We start from the raw sequence: 16,172 nt of genomic DNA on the forward strand, positions 1-16,172 counted from the left end.
ACATATTTAATTCTTAGTAATATAATAAGAATAATAAATAATTTAGTATATTCTGTCAACACTAAATTTGATACTTCGTTAGGCGCAAAAAAAACCAGCTGCCGATTTCAAGATCGACAACTGGTTGATCAAATTATGTGCTTACCATGGTCTACGATAACGCGGACCTGGTCGAAAATATGGACCTGGTGGATATGGTCGATAGTTTGGATAATATGGATTGTAAGGATATTGATTAAATTGAGAGCCTAGAAAACTGCCTAAAAACCCACCAAAAAACGGTGCGCCAAATGGCCAAATAAAGCCTCCAAATCCTCCGCCTGGATAACCTCCGAAATTGCGCATATGCTACCTCCCCTTTTTACTCTATCGTATGAAGGAAGATACATCTATCATATGTAGAATGCCTATTCTATCGGGATTAGTGCATAAATCACAAAAAATCAGCGAGAATAAACTCCCGCTGATTGACACACTTTATTATTTTTCTTCCCCTAAACGTTGGACAAAATTAGCGAGTGTACGGACCATAACACCAGTACCACCTTTAGGTCCTAAATCATGAACTGCTACTGCATCAGATGTGCCTGCTATATCCAGGTGAATCCATGGTGTATCACCAACAAATTCGCCTACAAAACCGCCGCCGAAAATCATATGACCATCACGACCAGGAGAGTTATTTAAATCAGCTACATCTGATTTTCGAATTCGTTTTTTATCATTCTCTGTTAAAGGCATGCGCCAAACAAATTCATCTGTCTCTTTGGCAGCTTCCATAAATGCTTCAAAAAATGCATCATCATTTGAAAGAGCACCTGTTTTATCCATACCTAACGCAGTAATAACGCCTCCAGTTAAAGTAGCAACATCAATTAGTGATGTAGCACCTTGCTGTTTAGCATATGTAGTTGCATCTGCCAGAACTAAACGCCCTTCTGCATCCGTATTTAATACTTCTACGGTTTTCCCACTGTACGTCGTAATCACATCATCAGGTTTAAACGCTGTATCGGACACCATATTATCTGTAGAACCGATAACGGCTACAACATTTTTATTTGGACGTAATTCACCGATAATTTTCATTGCACCAAGTACAGCAGCAGCACCGCCCATATCACCTTTCATACCAACCATAGAATCCTTTGGTTTTAAAGAATAGCCGCCTGTATCATACGTTACGCCCTTACCAACAAGGCCAATTGGATCTTCAAAATCTTCAGTCGCTTTATATTTTAAGGTAATTAATCGTGGTTCTTCATAAGAGCCTTGGTTAACGCTTAATATACCACCCATACCTAGTTCCTCTAATTGTGCTTTATCTAAAATCTCTACTTCCAAATTGTATTCCACTGCTAGAGATTGTGCATAGTTAGCTAAATCCGTTGCTGTTAGTAGATTTGGAGGTAAATTTATTAGGCTACGAGCTTCATTAACAGCATCTGCATAAATCACACCTACCTCAAAGCTTGCCACCACTTCATCTAAATCCTCTGCTGTAGTCACAAGGTGAACAGCATCAATACGTTTATCTACCTCGTTCGAAGTGGTTTTATAATGTGGAATAGCATAATAGCCAAGGCCAATTCCTTCACCCGCTAAAAATGCTACATCTGCTGTTGAAATTGACTCTGTTGTAAATGATTCAAGCCAGATGGAATACTCTTTTACTTTTAAAGATCTTAATTCTTTCCCTACTAAACCAAATGCTGCGCGAATATCACCTTCTGTTAGGTTTTTACGCTCATCTAAGCCTACAAATACAATACGTTTGAGGCTGGCATGGTCTTTCACAAATGGTAATTTCGTTAGTTTCTTTAATTCAGTTGAGACGTCCCCTGCACTAATCCATGTATCGAGGGCTTCACCGTAAAAAGATGAAAAGCTTGCCCAGTCCTGCATTTGTTCACGATGTTTTGTGACTCCTACCACTAATAGTTCAGTAGAAATCGTTTCAAATGTTTTTGCTTCTTTTACAATATGCATGTAAACTCCTCCATTCCATATACTATTATAACGAAGTTTCTGAAAATGGCGTAATATTTGCCTATATCTTCTTTTAGAAAATAATGAATGTTATAATAAAAGCAATTATTTGCGAAGGTTGTGATGAAATTGAGTTTACTCCAAAATACCCCATTACTAATTGCCCTCTTTGCGGTTCTCTTTGCACAGTTTGTTAAAATCCCCATCCATTTTTTAATGACCAGACAAGTAAAATGGGGACTTTTTACCTCAACGGGCGGAATGCCTAGTTCTCACTCCGCTTCTGTCACTGGATTGGCAACCTCAATTGCCTATGAGACGGGTTTGGAATCCCCCATTTTTGCGGTAGCCGCCATGTTTTCCATCATCGTGATGTACGATGCCAGTGGTGTTCGTTACCAGGCAGGGCAGCATGCCGCTATATTAAATCAACTGCGTAAGGATTTTCAAACATTGGTTCATGATTTAAAAAAGTGGCCACAGATGGACGGACAAGAGAAAATGGAGGAATTAAAAACACTATTAGGCCATAAACGAAGTGAAGTATTTTTTGGGGCTCTCACGGGTATTTTTATCGCCATCATAACCTACGAGTTTTTCATCTAACAGACATAAACACATCCTCAAGAGGGAGGCTGTGTTTTTTTTGTACAAAAAAAGTATCCCCTCTTCAATTGAAGAAAGAATACTAAGCACGTTAGAACATTCTGTATCCACTTTTACGTAAATAAATCATCACGATACCCGCCACAATAGATCCTGCAAAGCCACCTGATAAAATAGCAATATCTACAAACTGAAGAGCCTGTAATTTATCAATTAGTGCTGGGAAGGCAGAGCCTGGCTTAAAAATATAATCTAAGAAGCTTACTTCATCTACAATAAAGATGACAACAATTGGATACACAATTGCCATTAACCATGTCATCCGTAACAGCATATTTAACAAGAATCCGATACCAAAGAACATGACGAAAAATAACAATATAGAAATGATTAACTGTACTAATGAAACTGGACCATCCATGTATGTATAACCTCCGTTTTCCTCTCATTAGTTTACATGATTACGACACCGCTTTCAATGAACATATCCTTGTTTTCGCTTGTTCGTCATATTTAGGAAAATCATTCAATTGATCACCTGTGGTTGCTCTTTGAAGTTAGGGGTATTCTCCCACCTTCCGCGGGTAAACTATAGCTTCAAGTTAGATAAATGCTTTTTTTATCAAAAAAACTATTGAAGACAAATGCTTATCTTCAATAGTTTCTATGATTTTATGAAGTTGATTGAGCTACTAAAAACTTTGGTGATTTCCAAAGCTGTGCCCATTTTTTAAAGGCTGTCAGCACAATTAAGAAGCCAAGCATTAACATGATAACAGATAAAATCCCATTTAACATATTAAAGCCTGCAGCGGCTGGATTCCAGTATACATTTTTAATCATCCAATAGCCTGCAACGTTGACCGTAATGTATAAATAAGCCAATGGGATAAAGCATGTCAATGCATAGATGCGTTTATCTGCGACCTTCAATACCATCGTCACGCCACATACTAGACCAATGGCTGCCATTAGCTGATTGGATACACCAAATAATACCCAGATTGAGCTTATATCCCCTGAATACAATAAATAGCCCCACATAAAGCAGGCAAGTGCACTAGCAAAAATTGTACCTGGTACCCAATTGGTGCGCTTCAGTGGTTTATAAACATTGCCACCAAAATCTTGTATTAAATAACGAGCTACCCTTGTTCCAGCATCAATGGCTGTAAGAATGAAAACCGCCTCAAACATAATGACAAATTGATAGAAGTACGAAGATAACTCTGCGAACCAAGGAATACCTGTAAAGATATCTGTCATACCAACTGCTAGCGTTACAGCACCTCCTGTTCGTCCTTCCAAGTCCATGCCGATACTTTGAGACAATGCTTGTAGATGAACGGGCTCCATTCCTAATGTAGCAAATACAGCTGGTGCTGAGTTAATCGCAAAATAGTCGGCTGGATGAAGAGCAGTAGCTGCGATTAAAGCCATCACACCTACTAGTGACTCTACTAACATAGCACCAAAGCCTACAATACGAATGTCCTCCCAACGATCAATCATCTTAGGTGTTGTTCCTGAGCCTACAAAAGCATGGAAGCCAGAAATGGCACCACAGGCAATTGTAATAGAAACAAACGGCCACACAGGACCGGCAATTACTGGTCCACCACCATGAATAAACTCTGTCAATGGTGGGAATTGAATAGCAGGATTAACAAAGAAAACGCCAATAATTAGTGCAATAAATACCCCAATCTTCATGAAACTACTTAAATAATCACGAGGTGCTAATAAAAGCCACACAGGTAATGAAGCGGCAAAAAAGGCATAGATTGGTAAGATGATAGCTAATGTATCCCGATCAAATGTTAAAAAATCACCGAATGCTGTGCCTTGAATAAGAGGTCCGATAAATACCCCAATCATTAATAAAATAAAGCCTATAGTAGATGTAACAATTAAATTGCCTGTTTTACGATAGGCAATACCCACAAGCATGGCGATTGGTATCGTAATACCTACAGCAAACGTTCCCCATGGATTGCGCTCTAAAGCACCTAACACCACCATCGAGAGACCTGCCATTGTAATCGTAATAATGAATAGCATCGCAAGGCCTGTACAGAAACCTGCGATAGGGCCTAACTCCTCCTTCATCACTTCCGATAGGGATTTACCACCATGACGCATGGAAGCAAATAAAACAACAGCATCATGAACTGCCCCACCAATTACTGCTCCGATTAATAGCCATAGAAGTCCAGGCAAATACCCAAATTGTGCAGCTAGGATTGGTCCAACTAAAGGTCCTGCTGCTGCAATCGCTGCAAAATGATGCCCAAAGGTTACCCACTTATTCGTCGGAACATAGTCTTTACCATCTTCCAAAGCGTGGGCTGGGGTGGGCGTATCATCTTTTATTTTGAGTACCTTCTTTGTAAAGAAAATGCCATACAAACGATAGCTGATCATCAAAATACAAATAGATCCTATCACTATTGTAATCGCATTCATGCAAACACCCCTTTTACTTTTTCCACATCATAGCAAAGGAATGTCCTTAATATTCCTAAAATAACTGAAATGTCAGAAATTAAAGCTGAGAGGTAGTATTTGTCCATTGAAATGCAGCTACTTCGATAGGTCAAAAATTTTCCTTACATCCTTCATATACAGTCTGCTAACTGGAATGGAATGTCTGTTGTGCACGATTAAATTAAATTTAGAACTACTCCAGGGCTCAAGTTCCACAATATGCTCTAAATTGACAATATACGCACGATGGACACGTACAAAGCCCTTTAAAGTAAGCTTTTTTTCTAACGCAGCCAATGACTCGGAAGCAAAAAAACGTCCCTGCTCTGTCACAACCACCGTTTTACTATCCTCAGAGGTACAATATAAAATATCCTGTATTTTCAGCAGTAAAATTCGATCGTTTGCATAAACTGTTAATTTATCGAGCTTGTCTAGCTGTGAAACCTTTAACTCCTCCATCGTTTTTGCCTGAGCAGCTCTTTTTTTAGCTAAAAGCTTTTCCACAGCGGTTTGTACCCTTTCTGCCTCAAAGGGTTTCAATATATAATCAAATGCATTGACTTCAAATGCCTGCAAAGCATAGTCATCGTAGGCTGTAGCAAAAATAATTTCTGGTCTCTGTTCATTCAGTAATAATTGTTTAGCTAAATCAAGACCATTGTTTATGCCTAATTCAATATCTAAAAATATACAATCGACTTCTTCAAGCTGTGACGCTTTATACAGCTCCTCAAGATTTTCAGATTCACCACAAACATTCACCAACGCTGTTTGCTCTAATAAATATCGCAGTTCCGCACGTGCTAAGGGTTCATCATCCACAATATATACATTCAATTTCTTCTACTCCCATCTAGTCGCCTTTAACGGCAGTTGAATCATAATTTTTGTTCCTACATCTAACGTACTTGTTATATGAAAATCCGCCTCAGAGCCATAAATTTCATGAATTCGCTGATAAATATTCCATAGAGCAGTTCCTGTCCCTTGTTCGGATTGCATAATACGCTTGCCAAGTTGTTTTACCTGCTCCTTCCTCATTCCACAGCCGTTATCTTCTGTTGATAGGACCAGCTTATTATTCACACGTTGTACTTTGACATAGATTTTGCCTTCATTACGATTTTTAAAGGCATGATAAATAGCATTCTCGACAAGAGGCTGTAAGGTAAATGGAGGAATTTGCACATCAAAGAGTGTTTCATCCATGATAAATTCAACTTCGTAACGATTTGGAAACCGTGTTTGCTCAATAGATAAATAAGCTTCAACATGATCTATTTCATTTTTCAATGGAATGAGCATTTGCCGTGCGCCCTGCAAATTGCTTCTAAAAAATGTACTAAGCTTGATTAATAATGCTCTTGCCTCATCTGCATCTGTCCGAATCAAGCTTGAAATAGTATTCAGACTATTAAAGAAGAAATGTGGATGAACTTGTGCTTGTAATGCCTTGATTTCAGCATCCTTTAATAATTTACGCTGTTGCTCAATTTCAGCATATTCAAGCTGAGAGGAAAATAGTCTACTCAAACCCTCTGCTAGCTCCTTCTTCACCCCTGTCAAAGAATCCGCTTTAGTGAAATAAAGCTTTAAGCTTCCAACTGTTCGATGCTGTACCTTCAAGGGCAAGACAATGGCAGCACTTAATGGGCAGCTAGTGTGTGGACATTGAATTTCCTTTTGAGATGTAGCCATTAAAATTTTGCCTTCCTCTAATACTCGTTTTGTCAAAGCTGTCATGATTTCTCGATGAATTAAATGATGATCCTCCCCAACGCCAACATGTGCTAACACCCCATTTTTATCGGTAATAGCGACCGCATCTACTTTTATTTCTCTTTTAATAATTTCTGCAACCGTTTGGCATGATTCTTCATTCAAGCCCTTACGAAAATGCTCAATTGTTTGTTGGGCAATTGAAAAAGCTTGATGGGTTTGTAATGCCTTTGTTCGCTCCTCTTCATCAATAAACGTTTTAATAATCATGAAAAATAAAAATATCCCAAAGGCATTCATTAAAATCATCGGCATTGCAATTAATGAGACTAACTGCAAGGCCTGCTCAAATGGCTTCGCGACTACTAAAATCACCAGCATTTGAATCGTTTCTGCACAGATGCCGATAATGACTGCTTTCTTATAGGAAAAAGTTTGACGTATTTTAAAGCGTTTACTTAAACCACCTGTAATAAAGCCAGCTAGAATCGTTGAAACACCGCAGGCTATTGATGTAAAACCACCAAGTGTAATTCGGTGAATACCTGCAATAATGCCTACACACACGCCAACGAGAGGTCCACCAAAAATTCCTGCAATAGCCACACCAATTAGCCTTGTATTGGCGATCGCCTCTTCTGCATTGATTGTACTATGTATCATCTGATTTAAAGGATGGATTGTCCCACTTTCAATTTTAATCCCTGTATAACTGCTGATAATACATAGGCTACTAAAGATAATAATGAGCCATATTTTCTCTTTCGTTCCTTGCTCCTGAAACAGCTTTTCTCGAAAGAGTCGCCATCTTGACATTAAAAAGGCAAACACAATGATCAGCCCAACTCGCTCTAACATAAATAAAAACAGCTCCATCAAAGGTCACCTCCTAAAGTCATGTCATTTTTTAAAGAATAAACGATAAGAGGTATAGCCAAAAATATCACCTGGATTAATCCCTTCTATCGCCTCTAATTGATGTCTTTCAAATTGATTGGAAGCCATTTCCTTTAACATAACAGAGGTTGTTTCATCTTGTGCTAGTTCCTGTGGATACAACCATTTCGCTTCTAAAATTTCTTTTTCTTGAATGGAAACCTGCTGCTGCTCATCTAGCATTCGACAATAAAAAATGGCCATATTATCACTGATGTCATCACGGATGACACCTGTTCTAAATCCAATTAAGCCTGAGACTCTACAATCGATGCCTGTTTCTTCTTTGATTTCACGAATGACCGCCTCATCCACTGTTTCTCCTGCATTAACAAAACCTGCTGGCAATGACCAACGTCCTTTCAATCCGCTATAAGCCTTTTTCACAACTAACCATTGACCAAGCTCATTCACCGTAACACCTGATACACCCAACCATATTTTCCCTCGATCTTTTCTCATAACCTTCACCTCTATATAACTATTATACCTGCTCGCTTTCAGTGGAATGAAGCTTTTATTCAGAATTTTAAGACCAATCTTTGCAAATCATATAAATGCATAGACAATCCTCATTTGTAAATATGTTACACTTATTGTACCTATTCAATTAAATAAGAAAGGAAATTTTACGAAATAGGTACGTTTGGAACCAATTACTTTCAAATTAAAAGCAATGAACACCTTGTCATTGAAGAAAAAGGACAATTTGGTCTTGATGAAAAGAGGGTCATATATAAGCTAGCAGTTTTAAATGGGGTAAAGTTTATGGAGCTTGAAAAGTCTGATTAATCCAATGCTAAAAGGCGTCTTTCATCATCATCGAAAGAAGCCATTTTCATATTTTCACTTTGTTTCAATATCAGCAACCGGGAGAGAAGATATGTTTTTCAGAAAATAAAAGCCATCCATCCCACCACATGGTTGAATACAGAAAGGGAGAGAGTAAAATGATCATTAAAATGACGCCATCTAATATGAAGGATTTTAATAAATCAAATGACGGTTTTATAGTCTCGGGGAAAATTATACCGACATTCAAAGATAAAGTTTGGACATTTACAGAGGAAAAATGTTCAGAGCCTTACTTCAAAAAATATGAAGAGGATGAAATTGATCTGAGTTACATTGAAGATATCGAGAAAGCTGTATTTTTTTATTATATTGACAACAACTGTGGAGGACAGATTAAGATGTGCTCTAACTGGAACGGATATGCACTTATTGAAGACATAGCTGTCGCAAAAGATTATAGAAAAAATGGCGTTGGCTCTGCCTTAATAAATAAAGCCATTGCGTGGGCAAAAGAAAGGAACTGCTGTGGTCTCATGCTTGAAACACAAGATATCAATGTTTCAGCTTGTCATTTTTATGCCAAAAATCAATTTGTAATAGGTGGAGTGGATACAATGCTATATTCAAATTTTCCAACAGCAAATGAAATAGCAATTTTTTGGTATTATAAATTTTAAAATCTAAACAAGGCTTTTCTTTAAGCCTTTTATGTTTTCAAAGCACAATAAAAGCCTCTTCAATTTGTTGTTTTCAAAACATACAAATCAAAAAGGCTTGGTATTCACAACCTAATTCAGATTGTGTTTACATATTATCAGGTTTGTCTTCTACATTTATATCACGTTTAATTATTCACAAATCTCAGGCGTACCTTCACGCTTTGCTGTTCTGAAAGACGTACCGCAGCCACATGATGCAATGGCATTTGGATTATCGATTGTGAAGCCACCGCCCATTAGCGATTGTTTATAGTCAATTTTTGTTCCCATCAAAATCGGCGCATCTTCACGGGAAACAAGAATTGTTAAACCATGCTGTACATCTTCAAAATCATCATCTTTTTTCTCTTTATCAAAATGCATGCCATAGGATAGCCCGCTACAGCCGCCACCATTCACCACTACACGTAAAAAAGAACCTTGTTCTTCATTATGCTCCATCATTTCATTAATATGAAAGCCAGCAGCCTGTGTCACTTCAATAATTTGTTTTGTACTTGTCATCCCAATCACCTTCCTTCTTACGTTTATCATAACAATTTTGACCATTGTATGACAAACATTCAGCTTCAAGTCGATTTTAAGTTATAATTCTCATATTTTTCACATTAATAGTATTTTTTATTCATGTTAATAAAAACATCATTGGTATAATAGTTACAACGAATTCTTGGCAGGGGGTAATATATATGGAGATTTCACCATATTACGAGAAAAAAATTCAATGTTTAAATTGCAAAAAAGAATTTCCAACATTAAAAGTGCGTTCAAAATTTATTAAAGTAGATCATACAGAAACAGATTTTCAACCTATTTATGCAGATGAAGTGAATGCTCTCTATTATAATGTCTTTGTTTGTGAGCATTGCGGCTTTTCCTTTACAGAAGACTTTACAAAATATTTTGCACCAGGTATTCAAGATCATATACGCACACAAATTACAGAAAAATGGGTACACCATGATTTCAAGGGGGAGCGTACTGTATTTCAAGCCATTCAAGCCTATAAATTAGCTTTTCTTTGTGGCACAATTAAAAAGGAAAAAAATGTAGCGATTGCTGGACTAACTTTACGTCTTGCCTGGCTCTATCGTTCGTTGAACAATAGTGGACAAGAGGAACGCTTCATGAAATTAGCACGTGATTATTATATGGAATCTTATTCAACCGAGGATTACAGCTCCACCCAAATGTCAGCTGTCCGAATTATGTATATGATTGCTGAATTATCTAGACGCATTGGAGATATTGAAAATGCGACACGCTTCTTTTCTAGGGTTATTGAAAAACAAAGTGTCGGTGGCGAAGCAAAAATTATAGATATGGCGAAAGAACAGTGGGCTATTATTCGAGAAGAAAAAGAACATGCGCGTCATGTATAGGTATATAAAAAAGTTCTAGCTTGAAATAAAGTGTACCCTTTGTAAAGGACATTTTGAAAAAGGTTAGACAACTTCTTGAAGCTGCAGTCTGTATTTTACAGGCGGCAGCTTTTTTAAATTCCACTGACCTCGATAATGGTTATAATAGATCATATAGCTTTTCACTTCTTGTTTTACATCTTCTAATGTCTCACAATCTTTTATATTCGTCTCATCTTTAAAATGCCCAAAGAATGATTCTTGAGGTGCGTTGTCCCAACAGTTTCCTCGGCGTGACATCGATTGACCTAAGCCCATTTGTTTCACGAGTTTTTGGAACGCTGGATTGGTATAATGAAAACCTTGGTCTGAATGGATGAAGGCGTCCTGAGCTAGATGCTTTAGCTTTTTCAGTTTTTTCAAAGTGTCGAGCACAATTTCCATTGTGATGCTATCTGCTACTTCATACGCCAAAATCTCATTCGTCTCAGCGTCTTTAATCGTTGATAAATAAGCACGTTTACCATTTTTATATGTCAAATATGTGATATCCGTTAAGAGGACTTTACCAGCCACGCCTTGTTTAAATTGGCGTTCGAGCAGATGTGGACACGTACGATGTTCTTGTGTGGCTTTGGCTAGACGACGATAAGGATTTGCTTTACGAATTGGACAGATAATCCCGAACTTCTTCATAATGCGGCGAATTCGCTTCAGATTATAGGTAATACCATATTGATGGTGAAGCGTCATTTTGATTTGACGGGCTCCTTTGTGACGTCGTCGGAATCGATATGCTTTTAAAATCACTTCCTTTACGACTTCATCTGCTTGGTGTTTCATCGCTCTTTTTTGAAGAGATTCTTCCTTAAAATAGTTATAATAGCCTGAGCGTGATACCTCCAACACTTCACAAAGATAGCGTACCATTCGCTTCAATCCATACGTTTCAATCGTTTGACCAATTAGTTCAAATTTCAGTTCTGGTGCGAGTTTTATTTCTTTTTCAACATCTGCCTTTCGAGTAAATCGATCTTTTTTAATAGTTCGTTTTCCGCTTCTAGTAAACGCATTTTTGCTTCAAGTCGTGCATACTTTTCCTCTATACTTAATTCTCGCTCGATAGGACGTCCTGTACCGTGTTTTCGAGAATCTTCTAAACCGGTGATTCCACGTTTTTTATAAGCTGTTCTCCACCTAGTACCTGCTCTGTGAATACGTGTTATACCAATCGCTTCCACGTCAAATCCCGCTTCTTCAAAAATTTCTCTTGGTAATTTTCCTGTTTCAGATTGTGCAATAAATAAGCGTTTAAACTCATCCGTATACGTAATCGCTTTATCGCTCACAGCTTTTACATACGGATTCTTTTTTAATTCATTTTGTTGGTGGGGTGTTAAAAAGTTCTTAGTCATAGTAGTGGCTCCGAATCTTGTTTTTTTCAATTATAAACAAAAATGCCCTATAAGATGACCTTTTTCAAGTGTCTATCTTATAGGGTACAGTTTAAAATCAGCTAGAACTTTTTATAAAGGCTTAGAATACTTGCTCTACTTCTACAATTCCTGGTACTTCTTCTAATAATGCTCGTTCAATACCAGCTTTTAATGTAATCGTAGAACTTGGGCAACTGCCACAAGCACCTAATAAACGTAATTTAACAACGCCATCCTCAACATCTACTAATTCACAGTCTCCACCGTCACGTAGTAAGAATGGACGTAATTTATCTAATACCTCTTGAACTTGGTCGTTAATTGTTGCTTCTGCCATTTATCTCGACTCCTTTCCTTATAATGATTATAATGTTAGCAACAGAAAAAATCCAATATTGAATCACAAGGAGAGAAAATACTATGCCATCTACAAAACCTATGATTGAAATTTATGGAACAGCTGTCATCTGTGCTAGCTGTGTCAATGCTCCATCTTCCAAGGATACATATGAGTGGCTACAAGCAGCCATCGATCGCAAATATCCAGATCAAGCATACGATATTCGCTATATCGATATTGAAGGTCCAATTGAGAATGAACGCGATCAAGAATATGCGTCACGTATTCAAGATGATGAATTTTTCTACCCTCTTGTCCTCATTAACAATGAGGTTGTTGGAGAAGGCTATGTCCAATTAAAGCCTGTATTTACGGCGCTTGAAAATTTAGGGTTTGTCCCGGACAAAACGGTATAACAAAATGAAAGGGATTGTTTTAAAATGATTTTTTAAAACAATCCCTTTCAGCTAATTAATCATTTTGACGTTTGTAATACCATAATAATCCTGATTTCATTAAGCGAGCGATACGCCCAGTTACTGTTGTATCAGCTAAGTATACAAAGCCTTGTTTTTTACCAAGAGCGCCCATGAAGCCCTTTAATTTAATATCTGGCATCTTCTCTGGTAAATGTTCACCTTTCCAACGCATACGAAGTACTTTCACAATTTGCTCCGCTTGTTCCTCTGCTAACTGTGCTGTTGGAGCTAAATCTGATGAAGCACAATCCCCTACAACATAGACATGTTCATCATCAAGTAAATTAAAATACTGTGTGACAAGCGGACGGTCATGTTTATCTTTCTCGACATCCATATCACGAACAATTTTTACTGGCTGAACACCCGCAGTCCAAACCACTGCATCGAGTAAAATTTCATCATCATGATTAAAAATTTTACCCGGCTCTACTCTTGTAATATTTGAATTGGCAACAACATCAACGTTATGCTTAACAAACCAATCCTTTACATACTTACTTAGTTTTTCTGGAAAATCTTTCAATATACGTTGACCACGGTCAAATAGCTTTATTTTTAAATCTGAGCGACTTTCACGTAGCTCACTTGCAAGCTCAATTCCACTTAAGCCAGCTCCTATAATTCCAACTGTAGACCCAGCTGGTAAACCACAAAGTGCTTGGAATGTTGCACGTGATTTGCCCATTGTCTGAATGCTGTACGTATACTCTTCCGCACCTGGTACACCATGATATTTATCTTCACAGCCAAGTCCAATGACTAAATCATCATATTCTATACGTTGTCCGTCTTCAAGAATGACTACTTTTTCCGCACGATTAATTTCAACGACTTCTCCATATACGGCTGTTAAACGTTCATGCTCTGGGAAGCTTACACGAATTTCTTTATCTGTTGCAGTCCCTGCCGCCAATGCATAAAACTCTGTTTTTAAACTATGGAAAGGGGCTCTATCTACTATAACTACCTCTCTGTCTAATGGTAGGCTGTTTAATAGACGAAGCATGACACGCATATTGCCGTAGCCGCCACCTAAAAGTACTAATTTTCCCATAATAGTCTCCTTTTATATCTCTTTTAATAATTGTTCACAAAGTATCCACAAACGAGTATAACCGATTGTGAGAAGTTTCACAATATCAGAATGAAATTTTGTGAAAGATTTCACAAAACAAACGAGAACTTGTTCAATTCAATTGATTTTTAAGCCATTAATAACGAATTCCCTTTATCTTTTATTAAAAAACGTCTCTTTTCTCTTAATCATAAATAATTGACGAAAATCGTAAAACCGAGTAGCATTACTTTGGTGAGGTGACATGGATGAATCCAATGGTTGAATTTTGTATAAGTAATTTAGCAAATGGCTCTCAAGCAACTTATGAAGTACTCGAACGCGATCCGAACATCGACGTTTTGGAATATGGCTGCCTCAGTTATTGTACAAAGTGCTCAGAATCCTTTTATGCAATAGTAAACGGTGAATTAGTAGAAGCTGATTCTCCTGATGAATTAACGAAAGCCATTTATCAATTTATTGAAGAAAATCCATTATGGTAGTTTTCTAAAATGCCTGTATGAATAAATGTGAACAAATAAAAAGGATGTTATGCTAAAAATCAGCATAAACATCCTTTTATTACTTTAGTACGTCCACTACATATGTAGGTTGGCATTCTTTTTCGAGGACAGCCTTTGTAGGCGTAACGCCAGTATTCACATGAATGGTGTCACAGCCAAAACGAATGCCACACATAATGTCCGTATCATAATTATCACCGATCATTACCATGTCTTCTTTCGCAATCCCATGTTCAGTCGCAATTACTTCCAGCATGGCTGGCGATGGCTTACCAATGTAGATTGGTTCAACATCTGCAACCTCTCCTACTAAGCGAGCAAAAGAACCATTGCCTGGTAAGAACCCGTATTCTGTTGGGAATTTAATATCTTGATTCGTGGCAATAAAGGTCGCTCCTTGCTGGACAAAAACCGTAGCCCTGGCAAGTGCCATATAATCAAGCGTACGATCAATCCCCATAACAAATACATCAGGCTCATCCTCAACAGGTACAATATTTTCATTGAGTAGTGCCTGACGAATGCCATCTGTCCCCATCATCGCTACTTTTTTTCCTGGGAAATGGAGAGCTACATACTTTGCGGTTACCAATGCACTTGAATAAATATGCTCTAATGGCGCGTCCACGCCAATAGAAAGTAAAGCTTCTTGCAGTTGTTCTCGCGTCTTTGAAGAATTATTCGTTACATAGAATGGCTCAATTCCTGCTTGCTGTAAACGATGAATAAAAGCTACCGCAGAAGGAATACCTTCCTTTCCACGGTAGACAGTGCCATCTAAATCAAAGCAATAGGCCTTATATTGTTTCATTGATGATCCTCTGGCAAAAATGCTGAAACAGGTCCTAATTCATTTGTTAAATAATTATGAACTGCTGGCGAGAACTGCTTTAAAGCCGTTAGATTAGCTGTTAGTACATGGATAACCTCTTGGATATCTACCTCTATAAACTCACGTACTAGCATTTTACGTAAGCCAACAACTGCTTTGTATGGTGCTTCCAAATCAGCAGCTACAACTTTTTCATCGACTAAAATATCAATAATATCCTCGTAGCTTCCTGGATCGCGCATAATGAAACCGTCAATCATTAAATTTCCTACATCCATCATTGACTCCATAATGTTGTGTCCAATTCGCTCGATAGCTAATTTCTTTATATCATTCTGAAGCCAGTTATCCTCTGTCTCCAAAATAGTTAATAGCCCATCTAAGTACTGTAAATTTTTTGTGATTTTATTACGATCTACAAAATACACAAGGAAAGCCCCCATTCAAATCTTTAAAAGTTGATAGTCTTTTCTCTTCTATAGTACCATAACTATAGGATTGGAAGGAGATTAAAAGATGGAACGTTTTTTTTTATATGATGATGTAGAAGATACGAAAACAAGATTTGTTAGTTTTGCTGGACAAAAGCTACGTTATGATTTAGCTATATTACAATCTGGCCGCTTCTTTGGAAAAGTGCTTGTCATGGATATCCAGTTCGGTCGCTTTGCTATTATTGGTCCTGATGATGTAGAAGAGCCTGGTTACTTAGAACATGTGTACAATCGCACAGAGGAAGAAACAATCGAATTACGGGAATACTTGCGTGAATTATTGAACTAACACCCATTTTATTGGGTGTTTCAGACTGTAGACAAAAGCCATCGAGAGGTTCACTCTCGATGGGCTTTTGTCATTTTTCTTCCTATTTTATCTTTAACATTTG

General features: G+C 37.6%; 19 protein-coding genes. 6 read left to right on the forward strand and 13 right to left on the reverse strand.

The genetic code is table 11. The features are described 5' to 3' along the window. Window positions 1-141: 141 nt before the first annotated feature. Window positions 142-345, reverse strand: coding sequence for a hypothetical protein (locus MKZ14_RS17245; protein WP_016991509.1), 204 nt, complete (start codon window positions 343-345; stop codon window positions 142-144). A 135-nt stretch (window positions 346-480) separates the two neighbouring features. Then, a complete protein-coding gene (locus MKZ14_RS17250) occupies window positions 481-1,989 on the reverse strand; it encodes a leucyl aminopeptidase (RefSeq protein WP_016991510.1) in 1,509 nt (502 codons plus the stop codon). A 123-nt stretch (window positions 1,990-2,112) separates the two neighbouring features. On the opposite strand from MKZ14_RS17250, the gene MKZ14_RS17255 reads away from it, so the two are divergent. Further along, complete coding sequence (locus MKZ14_RS17255) at window positions 2,113-2,595, forward strand: divergent PAP2 family protein (RefSeq protein WP_016991511.1); 483 nt, start codon at window positions 2,113-2,115, stop codon at window positions 2,593-2,595. A gap of 91 nt (window positions 2,596-2,686) precedes the next feature. On the opposite strand, the gene MKZ14_RS17260 is transcribed toward MKZ14_RS17255, so the two are convergent. The 5 genes from MKZ14_RS17260 to MKZ14_RS17280 all read right to left on the reverse strand — a co-directional run bounded on the left by MKZ14_RS17260 (window position 2,687) and on the right by MKZ14_RS17280 (window position 8,202). Then, window positions 2,687-3,016, reverse strand: a complete 330-nt coding sequence (locus MKZ14_RS17260; protein WP_004228336.1) for a YuiB family protein — start codon at window positions 3,014-3,016, stop codon at window positions 2,687-2,689. Between the two features lie 251 nt (window positions 3,017-3,267). Next, the gene (locus tag MKZ14_RS17265; protein WP_339280241.1) at window positions 3,268-5,061 is read right to left on the reverse strand and encodes a carbon starvation protein A; all 1,794 of its coding nucleotides are present in this window, start codon (window positions 5,059-5,061) and stop codon (window positions 3,268-3,270) included. A gap of 117 nt (window positions 5,062-5,178) precedes the next feature. Continuing rightward, window positions 5,179-5,922 carry a LytTR family DNA-binding domain-containing protein gene (locus MKZ14_RS17270; RefSeq protein ID WP_258860186.1) on the reverse strand — a complete coding sequence of 248 codons (744 nt, stop codon included), beginning with the start codon at window positions 5,920-5,922 and terminating at the stop codon, window positions 5,179-5,181. Window positions 5,923-5,928: 6 nt separating this feature from the next. After that, window positions 5,929-7,680 carry a sensor histidine kinase gene (locus tag MKZ14_RS17275; RefSeq protein ID WP_339280242.1) on the reverse strand — a complete coding sequence of 584 codons (1,752 nt, stop codon included), beginning with the start codon at window positions 7,678-7,680 and terminating at the stop codon, window positions 5,929-5,931. Window positions 7,681-7,704: 24 nt separating this feature from the next. Continuing rightward, entirely contained in the window at window positions 7,705-8,202 is a 498-nt protein-coding gene (locus tag MKZ14_RS17280; protein ID WP_036078588.1) for an NUDIX hydrolase, read from the reverse strand. Between the two features lie 488 nt (window positions 8,203-8,690). Between MKZ14_RS17280 and MKZ14_RS17285 the strand changes: the two genes are divergently transcribed. Continuing rightward, the gene (locus MKZ14_RS17285; protein ID WP_339280243.1) at window positions 8,691-9,212 is read left to right on the forward strand and encodes a GNAT family N-acetyltransferase; all 522 of its coding nucleotides are present in this window, start codon (window positions 8,691-8,693) and stop codon (window positions 9,210-9,212) included. 171 nt (window positions 9,213-9,383) lie between these two features. Here MKZ14_RS17285 and MKZ14_RS17290 read toward each other — a convergent pair whose 3' ends face one another. After that, window positions 9,384-9,758, reverse strand: a complete 375-nt coding sequence (locus tag MKZ14_RS17290) for an iron-sulfur cluster assembly accessory protein (protein WP_016991513.1) — start codon at window positions 9,756-9,758, stop codon at window positions 9,384-9,386. Window positions 9,759-9,943: 185 nt separating this feature from the next. Here MKZ14_RS17290 and MKZ14_RS17295 point away from each other — a divergent pair, with 185 nt between their 5' ends. Further along, a complete protein-coding gene (locus tag MKZ14_RS17295; protein WP_036078592.1) occupies window positions 9,944-10,636 on the forward strand; it encodes a DUF2225 domain-containing protein in 693 nt (230 codons plus the stop codon). Between the two features lie 63 nt (window positions 10,637-10,699). Here the strand turns inward: MKZ14_RS17295 and MKZ14_RS17300 are convergent. Continuing rightward, a protein-coding gene (locus MKZ14_RS17300) for an IS3 family transposase (protein ID WP_339280222.1) occupies window positions 10,700-12,030 on the reverse strand; the annotation gives its coding sequence in 2 pieces (ribosomal slippage) (window positions 10,700-11,649 and window positions 11,649-12,030; 1,332 coding nt in all). Window positions 12,031-12,151: 121 nt separating this feature from the next. Beyond that, window positions 12,152-12,388, reverse strand: coding sequence for a NifU family protein (locus MKZ14_RS17305; protein ID WP_004228295.1), 237 nt, complete (start codon window positions 12,386-12,388; stop codon window positions 12,152-12,154). Window positions 12,389-12,471: 83 nt separating this feature from the next. Here MKZ14_RS17305 and MKZ14_RS17310 point away from each other — a divergent pair, with 83 nt between their 5' ends. After that, a complete protein-coding gene (locus MKZ14_RS17310) occupies window positions 12,472-12,807 on the forward strand; it encodes a YuzD family protein (RefSeq protein ID WP_312126180.1) in 336 nt (111 codons plus the stop codon). A gap of 55 nt (window positions 12,808-12,862) precedes the next feature. On the opposite strand, the gene MKZ14_RS17315 is transcribed toward MKZ14_RS17310, so the two are convergent. Continuing rightward, entirely contained in the window at window positions 12,863-13,927 is a 1,065-nt protein-coding gene (locus tag MKZ14_RS17315; protein WP_004228288.1) for an NAD(P)/FAD-dependent oxidoreductase, read from the reverse strand. A 269-nt stretch (window positions 13,928-14,196) separates the two neighbouring features. Between MKZ14_RS17315 and MKZ14_RS17320 the strand changes: the two genes are divergently transcribed. Continuing rightward, window positions 14,197-14,433, forward strand: a complete 237-nt coding sequence (locus MKZ14_RS17320; RefSeq protein WP_004228286.1) for a YuzB family protein — start codon at window positions 14,197-14,199, stop codon at window positions 14,431-14,433. 79 nt (window positions 14,434-14,512) lie between these two features. On the opposite strand, the gene MKZ14_RS17325 is transcribed toward MKZ14_RS17320, so the two are convergent. Both MKZ14_RS17325 and MKZ14_RS17330 read right to left on the reverse strand, forming a co-directional pair. Then, window positions 14,513-15,265 (reverse strand): TIGR01457 family HAD-type hydrolase, encoded by a 753-nt coding sequence (locus MKZ14_RS17325; RefSeq protein ID WP_016993610.1) that lies wholly within the window; start codon window positions 15,263-15,265, stop codon window positions 14,513-14,515. Beyond that, window positions 15,262-15,714, reverse strand: a complete 453-nt coding sequence (locus MKZ14_RS17330) for a DUF86 domain-containing protein (protein ID WP_009371987.1) — start codon at window positions 15,712-15,714, stop codon at window positions 15,262-15,264. Before MKZ14_RS17330 ends, MKZ14_RS17325 begins: the two co-directional genes overlap by 4 nt. 88 nt (window positions 15,715-15,802) lie before the next feature. Between MKZ14_RS17330 and MKZ14_RS17335 the strand changes: the two genes are divergently transcribed. After that, window positions 15,803-16,069, forward strand: a complete 267-nt coding sequence (locus tag MKZ14_RS17335; protein ID WP_009371988.1) for a DUF3055 domain-containing protein — start codon at window positions 15,803-15,805, stop codon at window positions 16,067-16,069. Window positions 16,070-16,172 lie beyond the last annotated feature (103 nt).

The sequence above is a fragment of the Lysinibacillus sp. FSL P2-0066 genome (assembly GCF_037969495.1).
GTDB lineage: Bacteria > Bacillota > Bacilli > Bacillales_A > Planococcaceae > Lysinibacillus > Lysinibacillus boronitolerans.

Excerpts from the sequence above, each read along its gene's own strand:
- MKZ14_RS17275 (WP_339280242.1), bottom strand. The coding sequence starts at position 7,680 with ATGGAGCTGTTTTTATTTATGTTAGAGCGAGTTGGGCTGATCATTGTG.
- MKZ14_RS17310 (WP_312126180.1), top strand. The coding sequence starts at position 12,472 with ATGCCATCTACAAAACCTATGATTGAAATTTATGGAACAGCTGTCATC.
- MKZ14_RS17260 (WP_004228336.1), bottom strand. The coding sequence starts at position 3,016 with ATGGATGGTCCAGTTTCATTAGTACAGTTAATCATTTCTATATTGTTA.
- MKZ14_RS17250 (WP_016991510.1), bottom strand. The coding sequence starts at position 1,989 with ATGCATATTGTAAAAGAAGCAAAAACATTTGAAACGATTTCTACTGAA.
- MKZ14_RS17245 (WP_016991509.1), bottom strand. The coding sequence starts at position 345 with ATGCGCAATTTCGGAGGTTATCCAGGCGGAGGATTTGGAGGCTTTATT.
- MKZ14_RS17280 (WP_036078588.1), bottom strand. The coding sequence starts at position 8,202 with ATGAGAAAAGATCGAGGGAAAATATGGTTGGGTGTATCAGGTGTTACG.
- MKZ14_RS17265 (WP_339280241.1), bottom strand. The coding sequence starts at position 5,061 with ATGAATGCGATTACAATAGTGATAGGATCTATTTGTATTTTGATGATC.
- MKZ14_RS17305 (WP_004228295.1), bottom strand. The coding sequence starts at position 12,388 with ATGGCAGAAGCAACAATTAACGACCAAGTTCAAGAGGTATTAGATAAA.
- MKZ14_RS17290 (WP_016991513.1), bottom strand. The coding sequence starts at position 9,758 with ATGACAAGTACAAAACAAATTATTGAAGTGACACAGGCTGCTGGCTTT.
- MKZ14_RS17255 (WP_016991511.1), top strand. The coding sequence starts at position 2,113 with ATGAAATTGAGTTTACTCCAAAATACCCCATTACTAATTGCCCTCTTT.
- MKZ14_RS17320 (WP_004228286.1), top strand. The coding sequence starts at position 14,197 with ATGAATCCAATGGTTGAATTTTGTATAAGTAATTTAGCAAATGGCTCT.
- MKZ14_RS17315 (WP_004228288.1), bottom strand. The coding sequence starts at position 13,927 with ATGGGAAAATTAGTACTTTTAGGTGGCGGCTACGGCAATATGCGTGTC.
- MKZ14_RS17335 (WP_009371988.1), top strand. The coding sequence starts at position 15,803 with ATGGAACGTTTTTTTTTATATGATGATGTAGAAGATACGAAAACAAGA.
- MKZ14_RS17325 (WP_016993610.1), bottom strand. The coding sequence starts at position 15,265 with ATGAAACAATATAAGGCCTATTGCTTTGATTTAGATGGCACTGTCTAC.
- MKZ14_RS17285 (WP_339280243.1), top strand. The coding sequence starts at position 8,691 with ATGATCATTAAAATGACGCCATCTAATATGAAGGATTTTAATAAATCA.
- MKZ14_RS17295 (WP_036078592.1), top strand. The coding sequence starts at position 9,944 with ATGGAGATTTCACCATATTACGAGAAAAAAATTCAATGTTTAAATTGC.